This is a genomic window from Streptomyces sp. NPDC051322, from assembly GCF_040689485.1.
Lineage (GTDB): Bacteria > Actinomycetota > Actinomycetes > Streptomycetales > Streptomycetaceae > Streptomyces.
Map to the genome: position 1 here is coordinate 260,243 of NZ_JBFBAK010000009.1, position 12,257 is coordinate 272,499.

The following is a 12,257-nucleotide window of genomic DNA, read 5'->3' on the forward strand; positions in this document are numbered from 1 at the left end:
TTAGAGGGAGGCGAACTCCGCCAGGCTGCCGCCCAGGTGGTCGCGCAGCTTCGCCAGCGCCCGCACCGCCCTGGTCCGCACCGCGGCCGAGCTGACGTTCAACACATCGGCGGTCTCCTCGATGGAGCGGTCCTCCCAGTACCGCAACACCACCACCGCCCGGTCCTTCGGCGCGAGGCGCGCCAGCGCATCCAGCAGTGCCACCCGCAGCGCCGGGTCGTCACCCGCCGCCGTCCCCTCGGGCACCTCGCCGACCGGGCGCTCGGTGGCCGAGCGGCGGCGCTGGTGGGCGAGGAAGTTCCGCACGAGAACGGTCTGCGCGTACCCGGCCGGATTGTCGATCCGGGCGATCCTCCCCCACAGCGTGTACATCCGCCCCAGCGTCTCCTGCACGAGGTCCTCGGCGAGGTGGGTGTCGCCGCTGGTCAGGAGGCAGGCAGAGCGATAGAGATGACTGGCCCGGCCGACCGCGAACTCACGGAAGTCGTCCGTGCGGGCCTGTCGCCTCATATGCTTCCCGTCTTCTTCCTGCATGGCCTTACATCTCTCTGATGCGGCGGACCCGGCCGAATGTTTCATCCGTCGCCGGTCAATCCCGGATCAGGTCTGCGCCGCGCTCGGACGGCCGCCTGAGTTGCTCGAGGCGTTGTGAGTACGGCCGGTCCCGACGGACGGGCAGCGCACAGCGCAGCGGCGAACGACCGATCCGGTACCCTGTCGAGGGTCAGATGGTCACCGGTCGCATCCTCGGCCGTGCATCCCCGATCCGCGCGCTCAGGCAGACGGTCGCGGGGCGTCTGACCCGGGACTTCCCAGTGCCGAACCGATGGCCCGCTTGTTATGGTTTTCGGCAAGGTTTCCTACAAGCCCCGCCTTCGTAGCTCAGGGGATAGAGCACCGCTCTCCTAAAGCGGGTGTCGCAGGTTCGAATCCTGCCGGGGGCACCAGTGCAGAAGGGGCCCACCTCCGGATTTTCGGAGGCGGGCCCCTTCTGACAACGCCAAACGCCGTGCAACAGGCAGCCTGTTGACGCCTATCAGACTGGTAGACAGACCAATGGGCTGTCCCCGGTGGAGATCGACCTCGGCCAGATCTGACCCACGCGCCGCTCAGTAGCCAGCAGCGCGTGAGGAATGCGTGAGCGATGCGCGGGCGGACAGCCCGGTACAGGGCAGCATGAGCCGGATCAAGAGGCTCGCAGTGCGGTTCTGACCAGGGGAGACAGCACCGCGCGGAAGCGTGAGGCACTTCCCGGCAAGGATTCGATCCCACTCCTGAAGCGGGTGTCGCAGGTTCGAATCCTGCCGGGGGCACCAGTGCCTGACCAGCGCGTTTACCTCTCACGGGTGGGCGCGCTGGTCGTCGTAGCCATGGCATTAACCATGAATAGGTTCCAGAACCACGGCGAACACCAATTCGGCGACCTCAAGACCGGCAAGCTGACCGCCGAGATGCTAGAGCTCTTCTACGCCCGTCTCCGCCAGCGCCAGGACCAGTGCGAAGGCCGGCGCAACGGCAAGACCGACCCGACGACCAAGCAGAAACACGTCTGCGAGCCGCTCGCCGCGAACAGCACCCGCCAGATCCATTTCGTCCTCCGGCGAGCGCTCAATCGCGGCCTGCGCTGGGGCTACGTGACGACGAACGTCGCCGCCTTGGCGGAGCCTCTGCGCACCCGCCCGGAGCCTCGCACATCGGGTCCTACTCCATGTGCACGAGATGTTTACCCATGCGCTTCACTCGAGTAGTAACATGTAGTACATGGAGACCACGGCCCGCGAGTTCAACCAGAAATCCTCCCAGATCCTCGCCGCAGCAGCCCGCGGAGAAACCGTCACCGTCACCAAGAACGGGACCCCCGTCGCACGGGTCGTCCCGATAAGCGACACCGAGGTGCCCCCGTACCCGACCGACGCCATGGGCGACCTCGACCTCCCCGACCTCGGCCTGCCCGACCTCAACGACGAGGAGATCGAGGACACCCTCAAGGGGATGGGCGCGTGAGCCTGGTCGCCGTCGCCGACACCAACGGCCTATACCGCCTGCTCGACCCGAAGCTCGCCGGCCACCGGGAACACAAGAAGGCCCTGGCAGCAACCAGCCACCTCATCATCTCCCCCATGGTTCTGGCCGAACTGGACTACCTGATCGCCACCCGTGCCGGAGCCCAGAAGGCCCTGATCGCGTCGCGCTTCATCGAACGTAACCTCGCAATCCGACGCTTCGAGGTGCCCTCCGTCAGCACTCACCTGAGCGCGGCGATCGCGGTCGCCGAAGGCTACGCGGACGCCGACGGCGGCAAAGGCATCGGCCTCACCGACGCCATGAATGTCGCCCTCGCCGCCGCCTACCGCACCGACGCCCTGCTCACCACCGACCACCACTTCCGCATGGTCCGGCCCCTGACCGGCCACCCAGCATTCCGGCTCCTGCCCGAAGATCTGTAATCACGGCAGATCTGTAATCACGGCGGCCTTGCCTGCCCCGGGACGCTCGCTCGCCGCTTCGCAGGGCGCCGTCTCGCAGTGGTTCGATCAGCCTTGGGTGTCCGGCCCAAGGGGTGGCAGGTCCCACACCACGTCGCCTTCCACGGACAGAACCCGTCGCTCCCCTCAAAGCAACTGCGGTGCTCGCCGGGGCGTGCAGCCTGCTCCGACCTCGGCAGACTGAGCTCCTCCAGCGGCTTGCCATGACGCGGCGGCCTCCGGGGGGGTGGTGCCAGCACCACCCCCCGATTCGGGGCCTGGGCCACCTGCTTCACGGGCGACCGCGGAGGAGGGTTGCTCCCGTCACCACGAAGCCGGCCGACGGAGCCGGACACCGACAAGGGAGCGAGGAAGCATGATGGCCAGTCACACCCGGCGGAGACTCCTCAAGGGCGCGGCGGTCGCGGCAGCGGGCGGTGTGGTCGGGGGCGGCCTCGGGCCCGGCTTCTTCACGGCTGCGGCGCAGGCGAGCCCCGTAGCCCCGAAGAGCGGCGGGACCGGGGCGACCCCGTTCCTGGAAGGGGCCTTCGAGCCGGTCACCGAGGAGCTGACCGCCTTCGACCTCAAGGTCACCGGTCGCATCCCGCGTGACCTGGACGGCCGCTACCTGCGCAACGGCCCGAACGCGCTGGCCCTCGAGGATGTCCGTGCCCATCACTGGATGATCGGCGATGGAATGGTGCACGGGGTCCGGCTGCGCGGCGGGCGCGCGGAGTGGTACCGCAACCGTTGGGTGCGGTCCTCGCAGGTGACGGCGAAGCTGGGAGAGGCCTACCCGGGCCAGGTGCCGCCGGACGACTTTGCCTGCAACACGCACGTGATCCCGTACAAGGGCCGCATCCTGGCGATGCAGGAAGGCGGGCCGCTGCCGTACGAGCTGGACGGCGAACTCAACACCGTGCGCCCGTACGACTTCCGCTCCACGCTCAAGGGTGCTTTCGCCGCGCACACCAAGTACGACGCGGCGGCCGACGAGCTGCACGCGATCGCGTACTACCCCACCTGGGACCATGTGCGCCACACCATGATCGACCGGACCGGCAGGGCGGTGCGGACCACGCGGATCCCCGTCGCGGACGCGCCGATGATGCACGACTTCGCGCTCACCGAGAAATACGTGGTGATCGTGGACGTGCCGATCACTTTCGACGGTGCCGCCGCGGAGGCGGGCGCGATCGTGCCGTACGTGTGGAACGACCGGCACCCCATGCGCATCGGGCTGTTGCCGCGCACCGGCGGCACCACGCGCTGGTTCGAGATCGACCCCGTGTACTACTCGCACACCCTCAACGCCTACGACCAGGGTGACACGGTCGTGGTGGAGTACATCGGGTTCCCCGCGCCGTTCTACGCCGCCGGGCGCGGCATGGGCGGGCCCTGCGCGACCGGGTCCCCGACGCTCGACCGATGGACGATCGACCTGCGCGCGGACCGGGTCCGCAGTGTTCGGCTGGACGACCGTCCGCAGGAATTCCCTCGCATCAACGAATCCCTGGTCTCGCGACGGCACCGCTATGCCTACACCGCGAGCGCGGCCGAGATGTGGCGCGCGTACGAGACGGTCGACGGGGTGCCGCCGGACGAAAAGTTCACCAACTACCTGATGAAGCACGACATGTTGCGGGGCAGCAGACAGCTCCACCGTTTCCCCCGGGGCGCGGCGGTCAGCGAGCCGGTGTTCGTCCCGCGGCGCGGGGCGCGGGACGAGGACGACGGCTACGTCCTGTCGTACGTGAACGACCCCGACCGCGGCGCGACCGACCTGGTGATCCTCTCGGCCCAGGACTTCGGCGGTCATCCGCTGGCCCGCATTCAGCTGCCCGGCCGGGTGCCGCTGGGATTCCACGGCAGCTGGATCGCGGACGCCTACCGGAGATCCGCAAAGGGCGGACCTCACAGCACAGTCGTCCCGCGCCGGTAGTACGCGACCGCCGTGGCTGCGAGGAGGGGCGCCCACGCCAGCAGCGGGGAGTAGCAAACGACGAGAAGCACTTGCTGGGTCGGCGTCTGCGTGACACGTCCAATCAGCCCTGCTGCCTGGGTGCAGGCGAACCACCCCCCGATGGTGCACAGCACCGTCGCCCCGAGCAGGGCGGGGATCACCGCCGCGAGTCTCTGCACGCGCCGTCCGCCGATGAGCGGGAGCCAGCGGGGTGCGACCTCGCCCCAAGGCCGCACCAACCCGAGTGTGAGCAGGGCGAGACCTTCGGTTATCAAGGTCAGCGAGACTGCCACTGCCACCTCGCGGCTGTTCCGGCCCAACTGCTCGGCCACCGGGAGTCCGGCAACCTGAGCGATCCGCCACAGGCCGGACGGCAGAGTGACAAGCGGGACCGTGTGGGCGGCGAGGGCAGCCCAACGTGGAACGTCGGGCAGCGCGTTGATCGTCAGCATGCCTTCCATCGTGCTGACTCCGAGATGCCCGCACGTCAGCACGCAGGATGACGGGCTCCCCCATCCGGGGGAGCGGCGGAACGAAGCGGAACACGTTCTCGGCGACGGCGGCCGAGACATCGAGCGTGCTGCCGTAAGCCTGAGCTGTGTACGCGAGCGATGAGCGCAACCGGTGGCGTCCGCAGGGGAAGTCGGAGAGGCTGGTCCGCATGGTTTCGGTAGTACAGAACGTGGCGATCGACTGTGCGGATGCGTACGAACTGGCCCGGTTCTGGAGCCGGGTGACCGGCCATCCACTGCATCCGGAGGACAAACCGGGTGATCGGGAGACTCAGGTGCTGCTGGCGGAGGGCCCAGTGCTGTACTTCAACCAGGTGCCCGAGTCCAAGGAGATCAAGAACCGGATCCATCTGTGTCTGCGCCCCGAGACCTCGCGTGAGCAGGAGGTGGAACGGCTGCTGGGGATCGGTGCCACGTTCGTCACCGATCACCGGAACCCCGATGGCTCTGGCTGGGCAGTCCTCGCCGACCCCGAAGGCAACGAGTTCTGCGTTCTGCGCAGCGAGTCCGACCGGGTCGCGGTGAATTCCTGGAGGGCATCGGTCACTGACGGCTGACCGCGCGGAAGATGCCGGCCGTGACCGTGGTGGCCAGGCGGCCTGCGATGTGCGCGCCGGTCAGGCGCAGTGCGGGGCGGCCTGCGGGGGTGTGATCAACGTCGGCGCCCAGCAGCAAGCGCCGCGATGACGTCGGCCCGGATCACCGTGCCCGATGATGCCGGGTCGTCCGGGACGTCGACCGTGCGTCCTTGGGCGAACGCGTCCCGCAACCGCCGTTCGAGAGCGTTGAGTTCGCGGGGCTCCCGGTTGTAGCCGGGCGGGCATGGGGCACAGCTCGGCGGCTCCCCCGAGCGTTGCAGGCGGCTCCCTCAGCCGGTGTGGCGGATCCGGAAGCGATCGGGTTCCGCCGGATCTCGATCGACGACTTGGACGGGCGCCCAAGCCCATTGCCACACGTTGATGCCCGGCGGGCGGGTGAACTGGATCTGCCCGCGGGTGCCTTCGACTGCGACGCGCGGCCAGGATGCGGCGATGCGGGCCCGGTCCGCGCCGTGCGAGCGCAGCACTTCAGCGAGGACAGCGACCGTGTCGTAGCCCTCGAAGGCGACGAAGGAGGGCGCTTCGGCCAGCCGCTCACGGAGGGCCGTCTCGACTCGTGCGCCGAGGGGGCTGAGGCGCTCGGGCAGATAGCGCAAGAACGGGACCGCCGCGCTGTCGTCGCCGAGCAGCTTCGCCCATTCGGCGAACTCCGGTTGCCCGGCCGGAGCACCGATCATGATCCCGGCGAGGCGCTGGTCTCGGCGGACGGACTTGACGATCGACACGGCCGGTTCCGGGTGGCCGACCAGAAGAAGGAGGGCTGTCGCGCGATGTTCGACGAGCAGGTCGCACACCGCGGTGGGGGCGAGCGCGCGCATGTCGAGTTCGATGACGGCGCCGCCGCGCGGAGCGAGGTAGTCCCGCAGAATGCGGGCCCCGGATGCCCAGTAGACACTCGACTCGGCTGCCACGGCGATGCGACTGTGGCCCGCGCCGAGGAGGAAGTCCGCGTAGATCTGCCAGCCGTGGGACTGCGCCGGGGCGAGGCGCGCGACCCAATCCGTTGGCTGGTCGGTGAGCGCGTCCAGCACCGCTGACGAACAGAGGAACGGCAGGCCGAGGGCGTCGGCCCTGGCAGCAGCGGCGCGCGCGACGACGCTGTGGTACTCCCCCGCCAAGGCAGCCACGCCCAGGCGGGCCAGTTCGTCCACGGCCGCCGCGGCCCTCTGTGGATCAGCCGCGGTGTCCCGGACCGCCAGCTCGAGTGGCCGTCCGGCGATCCCGCCGGCGTCGTTGACTTCGCGAACGGCCAACTCGAGTCCGGCGCACAGGTGTTGGCCGGCCTCGACCCAGCCAGGCCGAGTCAGCGGAACGAGAGCGCCGATCCGGACCGCTGATGCGTCAGTCCGCTCCGCTCGAGATGGGGATAGTGGCGCATGCATGGGTTGATGTCTCCCGAGTGGCGCTTCGGTTGGTGTCTGCCCGGACCCCAGAGTGAGGGTCAGTGGCGCAGAGAGTAGCCGAGCCGGGAGTGGCGGGCTTCGGTGCCGGGTCCCGTGGCCGTCGGCCGGCCCTCGTACGCCGATCGAGCTTGTCGACACGGCCGGCGTGGCTGGGTTGGCTCCCGGTAGGTGCGAGAAGCGATCGAACCCGTTGGGCCACATCCATCCGAGCCCGGGCGTCAGCCCTGGTAGGAAACCTTCGGGCGGGTGACCGGCACGACGGTGAGCAGGTCGCCCAGCCCTTTGAAGTCGGGATTCGTGGTGAAGAGGGGGCAGGCCCTCGGCCACGGCGATGGCAGCAATCATCAGGGCGGCCACCCGGCGGCGCGGCTTGCGGCCCGCGCTGATCACCGCGGCGCAGATGCGGCCATAGATGCGGGCCGCGTCCGCGTCGAAGGGGAGGGGGTCGAACTCGTTCTCGGCGCGTTGGAGGACGTCGAGCCTGCGGGCACGTTCGGCGTGTTCGTCGTAGCCGCTCTGTTCGTCGTTGCGACGGACCTCGTGCGGGCCGGCGGACAGCTCGGCCAGGGTGATAGCGGTGATCGCCAGCCGTGACCGGCGGCCGATCAGGCCACCGTCGGCCTGCACCTGTGGCGCCGCAACGCGCTGCTGAGCACCCTCGGCGGCACCGTCGTCCACGTGGCACTGGCCAGTACGGTCTTCGCCCACTGAGCCGATCGGACCCGCCGACCCGGCCATCTGTCCTAGTCGATCTGCCGTTCCGGGTCCGCATCTCCTGGCCACTGCACCGCGACCATGGCCACGTCGTCGCTGAGCCTGGAGGCCGCGTAGTGCTCCAGGTCCTCCCGGACGGCCCGCAGCAGCTGGGCCGGGGAGCGGCCGCGCAGACCGGCGAGTCGTTCCGCGAGCGGGTAGAAAGCACCCTCCGCGTCGCGGGTCTCGATCACTCCGTCGGTGTAGAGGAGCAGGATGTCGCCCCTGGCCAGCGGGCAGGTGCCCGGCTCCTGTGGGTCCTGGCCGAGATCGCCAAGACCGAGGGGCAGAGCGGGTACGTCCGAAGTCAGCGTGCGCACCCCGTCGTCGCGCAGCAGTAGTGGCGGAGGGTGCCCGCAGCTGACGAAACGCAAGGTCCGACCGCTGTCCTGCACATCGACCACCACGGCGGTGATGAAGCTCTCCGGGCCTGGTGAGCCGGGCGGAGCGGGGGGTGGCGGGCCGGGCGGAAGCGCCGACGTGCCGGACGGTGACCGTGACGGTTTCGGCGAGGACATGGCAAGGTCCGCGATGTCCTCGCGGATCGCGCGGTCGACGTTCGCGGGAAGCTCCCGCAAGGGGACCCGGTTCCTGGCGGCACGCCGGAAGGCACCGATCAGGAACCCGGCCAGCTCCGTGGCCCCCAGCCCTTTGCCCTGCACGTCGCCCACGATCAGTCTGGTGTCCCCGCCGTCGAGGCGGGCCACCGCATAGAGGTCTCCGCCGATGGCCGCTTCGTCGTCGGCAGCCAGGTACATCGACGCGAGCGTCAGCGAGCCCAGGCTCTCCGGCAGCGGCGGCATGAGCGCCCGTTGGGTCACGGCGGCCACCCACCGTGCCTGGGCGAGCTCGCGCTCGCGCCGGGTGCGCGCGGCGGCCGCCATCACGGAGGCTCCGCTGATCAGCACCATGGTGATGAGGACAATGGTGAAGTTCTCGTGGCCCAGCTGCGCGTTGTTACCGCCCGCTGCCACGGCGGCCCCGATGGCAGCGACAGCCACCACCAGTACGGGCACGGCGCCCAGAAACACGGCGGACAGCGCGGGAACCGCCACCAACAGGCCGGCGATCCGCACCCGCGAGCCACCCAGCTCGTCGACCGCCAGCAGAACCGCTACGACCAGGAGCGCAGCCACGCATCGGGCCCTTGGTGAGCGCATCATCCGTGACCCTCGCGGCCGACCCGGCCCTTCGCTTGGCCCCATGGAACAAAACTACTCACATCACCGGCGAACCGCTCGGTCGTACGGCCCTGGCCACGGCGCGAGTCGGTCCCGCTGGACGTCGAAGGCGAGGTTATGCGCCGTCGGCTGCCCCGGCCTGCGCCAGCTGGCTCTGCCACGGCGGGTTGGGGCCGGCGACCGAGCAGGTCAGCGCCGCGACCTGAGTGGCGAACAAGCACGCCTGGGCCACCTCGCCGAGACCGAGCTCGGTCATCCTGCCGCCCAGGAGTCCGTGGCTGCCCAGGTGGTGCAGCAGCCCGGCGGTGAAGGAGTCTCCTGCGCCGACCGTGTCGACCACCCGCGTCGTCACGGCGGGCACCTGCAGCCGTTCACCGTCGAGCGAGACGAGGGCGCCGCCGGCGCCGCGGGTGATCACGACAAGGCGCGCCCCGGCGGCGTGCCAGACGTCGCACGCCCGCTCGGGCGATGTTCCGGGCAGGAGGAGGTCCAGGTCGTCCTCGCTCAGCCGCAGCACATCCGCAAGGCCGCACCAGTGCGTCAGCCGAGCGCGGTAGACATCGGGGTGAACCAGCATTGGCCGGACGTTGGGATCGATGCTGATGGTGGCCCGAGGGGCAGCGGCGGCCAGGAACTCCTCCACCACCGCCGCCCCCGGCTCGCACACCAGGGCCAGTGACCCGGTGTGTACGCAGACCGTGTCGGACAGATCCACCCCGGCCAGTTCCTCGTTGCTCCACTGCCAGTCGGCGGTGGCCTGTGCGTGGAAGGAGAACGCGGCCTGCCCCTGGGCGTCCAGTTCGGCCACCGCCAGTGTGCTGGGCTCGGCGGCCGCGACAGCGTCCGAGAGGTCCACGCCGGATGCCTCCAGGTGAGCCCGGAAGAGGCGTCCGAACACATCGCCGGACAGCCGCGCGAGAAAGCGGGCCGGGGTGCCCAGCCGGGCCAGCGCCACTGCCGTGTTCGCGGGTCCGCCACCGGGCAGCACCCGCAGCGCGAGCTCGTGCGGGGCGTTTGCGGGTTCGGTGAAGGCGTCCGCGACGCACTCCCCCAGAACGGTGATCTGACGCGGGCTCATGGCTGCTCTTCTTTCCGGACGGTACGGGAGCGTGTGTCGGGAGCAAGGCGTGGACGTTGCCGGAACGGGAGTCCATCATCCTCGGCAAGGGAGTGTCAACGATGACATAAGTCAACGCTGACACACACGGCCGGTCTGCACAGCGCCGACTGGAACGGCGCGCTCACCCTCGAGGAAACGGAGGTGGGGACGGAGGTAGTGTCGTAGCGGATTCCGAGGCCGCGAAGGCCGCCGGAGTCCAAGCCGACTGACCACGCAACCCTGCTCTCACAGGCTCCGGCCCGGGCCGCGGTCGGAATCCAGGAGCCCCGGGAGACGGTTTCCGCCATGGCAGCGAGCCGACGCCCCACCCTGGCCGACGTCGCCCGGGAAGTAGGGGTCAGCGCCAAGACGGTCTCCCGTGTGCTCAACCAGGACGGACCCGTCTCGGCGCGGACCAGGAAACAGGTGCTCGCCGCCGTGGCCGAACTCGGCTTCCAGCCGAACCTCATGGCCCGCAACATCCGCGTCGGCGGACCCGACACCACCATCGGGCTCGTCGTCCCCGACCTCGGCAACCCATTCTTCGGAGCCGTGGCCGGCGGCATCGAGGAAACCGTCCGCGATCGCGGTCTGACCCTGCTCATGGGCTCCTCCGCGGAGGACGCCGAGCGGGAACGCGACCTGACGGACACGTTCCTCGGACGCCGGGTCAGCGTCCTGATGGTCGTGCCGTGCGAGGGCGCCGACCACGCGCACCTCAAGATCCACCGCGCCGCGGGCCTGCCCGTCGTCTTCATCGACCGGCCGGCCGTCGGTCTTGCCGCGGACAGCGTCGTCAGCTCCAACCGCTCAGGCACCCACGACGGCGTGGCCCACCTGATCGCACACGGCCACCGTCGCATCGGCTTCATCGGTGACCTGCCCGTCAGGCTCTACACCCGCCGTGAACGCCTGTCCGGATACCGCTCGGCCTTGCAGGAAGCAGAGCTCACGTACGACCGCTCCCTGGTCACCAGCGCCCACGACCAGCAGGCGGCCGCCGCCGCGACCTCCCGGCTGCTCGGCCTGGCCGATCCCCCCACGGCCCTGGTCGCCGGCAACAACACGGTCACGTTGGGCATGGTCGCCGAACTCGCCCGCAGCGAGCGGAAGGACGTCGCCGTCGTCGCCTTCGACGACGTGCCGCTCGCGGAGGTGCTGGAACCGGCCCTGACCGTCGTCGCCCAGGACCCCGGTCAGATCGGCAGGGCTGCCGCGGCCACCGCCCTGGCACGCCTCGACGGCGACCGCGGCCGCGCCCGTACCGTCACCGTGCCCACCCGACTGATCGTCCGAGGCTCCGGCGAGCGGCCTGCCTCTGCGCCGCACCGTGCCTGATCACCTGGCCCGCCCTCAGTCCCGCACCCTCAGGAATGCCGAGGTCGACGCGGTACCCAGGAGTTCGAAGCGGGAACCGGGTCGGGACAGGTGCTGGTCGGCGGCCTGCTTGACCTCGTGCCAGCGGGCGTCGCCGTAGTCGTCGATGACGATGGTCCCGCCGGGAGCGGCGATCTTCTCGGCCCATTCCAGGTCGGCGCGCACACCATCGGCGGAGTGGTCGCCGTCCACCACGATCACGCCGTACGCACGGTCGGAGACCCGCGTGCGGACGTCGTCGTCGCCGGAGAAGCCCCGCACGATACGGGCCTCGGCGCCGGGCGTTCCGCCGAAGGCGAGATTGGCGCGGAGGACGTCCAGGCGCACCGGGGTGCCCGTCGGGTCGGCCGCCTCCCGGGTACCGGGCTGGAGTTGGCTGCCGGCCAGCGGGTCGACGATCGTCAGCCGGGGCTCGATGCCGGCCCGGTGCAGCATCCGGAGCAGCGACGCCGCGAACAGCCCGTAGAGCGTGCCGATCTCCAGTACGTCCGGGTGGTCGGCGGGTGCGAGCAGCGGGACGGTGGCGAGCTTGCCGCAGACGTTCTGCGTCGAGCCCGCGAGGCGGCCGACGCCGAGCATTTCCAGCGCGATCACGTTCCGGTAGGCGAGCACCACATTGCGGCGCGCGACGGCCCTCGGCGCGCCGGTCACCGCGGCCACCTGGCCGACCAGGGTGTCGAGTTGAGCGGCGGTCGGGGTGCGGGGGCCGCTGCGGGCGGTTCCGTCGACGAGCAGTCCGAGCGAGCTGTGCTCGGCGCGCAGCGCCGCCACCTCCCGCCTGAGTTCTTCGATCTCGGGGCGCAGCCGGTCCGTGTGGCGCGTCACGCGCCGGTCGACGAGCACGGCGGCGGGTCGCAGGACCCGCCGGGCCAGCGGATTTTTCGATAGAGCGAACATGCCGCGGA

At 70.1% G+C, this 12,257-nt stretch carries 12 protein-coding genes, 1 tRNA gene and 2 pseudogenes; 8 read left to right on the top strand and 7 right to left on the bottom strand.

Going from position 1 to position 12,257, the window contains the following annotated elements; all coding sequences use genetic code 11:
* Complete coding sequence (locus AB0436_RS22345) at positions 1–510, bottom strand: SigE family RNA polymerase sigma factor (RefSeq protein ID WP_366469678.1); 510 nt, start codon at positions 508–510, stop codon at positions 1–3.
* 361 nt (positions 511–871) lie between these two features.
* Here AB0436_RS22345 and AB0436_RS22350 point away from each other — a divergent pair.
* The 5 genes from AB0436_RS22350 (at position 872) to AB0436_RS22370 (ending at position 4,407) form a co-directional block, all read left to right on the top strand.
* Positions 872–947 (top strand) — tRNA-Arg (locus AB0436_RS22350).
* A 399-nt stretch (positions 948–1,346) separates the two neighbouring features.
* Complete coding sequence (locus tag AB0436_RS22355) at positions 1,347–1,748, top strand: hypothetical protein (RefSeq protein WP_366469679.1); 402 nt, start codon at positions 1,347–1,349, stop codon at positions 1,746–1,748.
* 13 nt (positions 1,749–1,761) lie between these two features.
* The gene (locus tag AB0436_RS22360; protein ID WP_366469680.1) at positions 1,762–2,004 is read left to right on the top strand and encodes a type II toxin-antitoxin system prevent-host-death family antitoxin; all 243 of its coding nucleotides are present in this window, start codon (positions 1,762–1,764) and stop codon (positions 2,002–2,004) included.
* A complete protein-coding gene (locus AB0436_RS22365; RefSeq protein WP_366469681.1) occupies positions 2,001–2,447 on the top strand; it encodes a PIN domain-containing protein in 447 nt (148 codons plus the stop codon). The genes AB0436_RS22360 and AB0436_RS22365 overlap by 4 nt, the downstream gene beginning before the upstream one ends.
* Positions 2,448–2,844: 397 nt before the next feature.
* Positions 2,845–4,407, top strand: coding sequence for a carotenoid oxygenase family protein (locus tag AB0436_RS22370; protein ID WP_366469762.1), 1,563 nt, complete (start codon positions 2,845–2,847; stop codon positions 4,405–4,407).
* Here AB0436_RS22370 and AB0436_RS22375 read toward each other — a convergent pair.
* A complete protein-coding gene (locus tag AB0436_RS22375; RefSeq protein ID WP_366469682.1) occupies positions 4,380–4,880 on the bottom strand; it encodes a hypothetical protein in 501 nt (166 codons plus the stop codon). The two genes, AB0436_RS22370 and AB0436_RS22375, sit on opposite strands and share 28 nt — an antisense overlap.
* Before the next feature lie 209 nt (positions 4,881–5,089).
* On the opposite strand from AB0436_RS22375, the gene AB0436_RS22380 reads away from it, so the two are divergent.
* The gene (locus AB0436_RS22380) at positions 5,090–5,497 is read left to right on the top strand and encodes a VOC family protein (RefSeq protein ID WP_366469683.1); all 408 of its coding nucleotides are present in this window, start codon (positions 5,090–5,092) and stop codon (positions 5,495–5,497) included.
* 311 nt (positions 5,498–5,808) lie between these two features.
* Here the strand turns inward: AB0436_RS22380 and AB0436_RS22385 are convergent, their stop codons facing one another.
* A complete protein-coding gene (locus tag AB0436_RS22385) occupies positions 5,809–6,921 on the bottom strand; it encodes an ABC transporter substrate-binding protein (protein ID WP_366469684.1) in 1,113 nt (370 codons plus the stop codon).
* A gap of 239 nt (positions 6,922–7,160) precedes the next feature.
* Positions 7,161–7,530: pseudogene (locus AB0436_RS22390) on the bottom strand (type II toxin-antitoxin system VapC family toxin); the annotation flags it as partial.
* A 24-nt stretch (positions 7,531–7,554) separates the two neighbouring features.
* Between AB0436_RS22390 and AB0436_RS22395 the strand changes: the two are divergent.
* Positions 7,555–7,653 (top strand): annotated as a pseudogene (locus tag AB0436_RS22395) (branched-chain amino acid ABC transporter); the annotation flags it as partial.
* Between the two features lie 32 nt (positions 7,654–7,685).
* Here AB0436_RS22395 and AB0436_RS22400 read toward each other — a convergent pair.
* Positions 7,686–8,831, bottom strand: a complete 1,146-nt coding sequence (locus tag AB0436_RS22400; protein WP_366469685.1) for a PP2C family protein-serine/threonine phosphatase — start codon at positions 8,829–8,831, stop codon at positions 7,686–7,688.
* A 160-nt stretch (positions 8,832–8,991) separates the two neighbouring features.
* Positions 8,992–9,954, bottom strand: coding sequence for a carbohydrate kinase (locus tag AB0436_RS22405; protein ID WP_366469686.1), 963 nt, complete (start codon positions 9,952–9,954; stop codon positions 8,992–8,994).
* A gap of 327 nt (positions 9,955–10,281) precedes the next feature.
* On the opposite strand from AB0436_RS22405, the gene AB0436_RS22410 reads away from it, so the two are divergent.
* Positions 10,282–11,313: a LacI family DNA-binding transcriptional regulator gene (locus tag AB0436_RS22410; RefSeq protein ID WP_366469687.1), complete on the top strand. Its 1,032-nt coding sequence runs from the start codon at positions 10,282–10,284 to the stop codon at positions 11,311–11,313.
* Positions 11,314–11,328: 15 nt separating this feature from the next.
* Here the strand turns inward: AB0436_RS22410 and AB0436_RS22415 are convergent, their stop codons facing one another.
* Entirely contained in the window at positions 11,329–12,249 is a 921-nt protein-coding gene (locus AB0436_RS22415) for a class I SAM-dependent methyltransferase (RefSeq protein WP_366469688.1), read from the bottom strand.
* Positions 12,250–12,257: the final 8 nt, after the last annotated feature.

What these genes read in the sequence shown, in the direction of transcription:
- AB0436_RS22380 (WP_366469683.1), top strand. Translation starts at nt 5,090, where the DNA reads ATGGTTTCGGTAGTACAGAACGTGGCGATCGACTGTGCGGATGCGTAC.
- AB0436_RS22405 (WP_366469686.1), bottom strand. Translation starts at nt 9,954, where the DNA reads ATGAGCCCGCGTCAGATCACCGTTCTGGGGGAGTGCGTCGCGGACGCC.
- AB0436_RS22410 (WP_366469687.1), top strand. Translation starts at nt 10,282, where the DNA reads ATGGCAGCGAGCCGACGCCCCACCCTGGCCGACGTCGCCCGGGAAGTA.
- AB0436_RS22375 (WP_366469682.1), bottom strand. Translation starts at nt 4,880, where the DNA reads ATGCTGACGATCAACGCGCTGCCCGACGTTCCACGTTGGGCTGCCCTC.
- AB0436_RS22360 (WP_366469680.1), top strand. Translation starts at nt 1,762, where the DNA reads ATGGAGACCACGGCCCGCGAGTTCAACCAGAAATCCTCCCAGATCCTC.
- AB0436_RS22385 (WP_366469684.1), bottom strand. Translation starts at nt 6,921, where the DNA reads ATGCATGCGCCACTATCCCCATCTCGAGCGGAGCGGACTGACGCATCA.
- AB0436_RS22415 (WP_366469688.1), bottom strand. Translation starts at nt 12,249, where the DNA reads ATGTTCGCTCTATCGAAAAATCCGCTGGCCCGGCGGGTCCTGCGACCC.
- AB0436_RS22345 (WP_366469678.1), bottom strand. Translation starts at nt 510, where the DNA reads ATGAGGCGACAGGCCCGCACGGACGACTTCCGTGAGTTCGCGGTCGGC.
- AB0436_RS22370 (WP_366469762.1), top strand. Translation starts at nt 2,845, where the DNA reads ATGGCCAGTCACACCCGGCGGAGACTCCTCAAGGGCGCGGCGGTCGCG.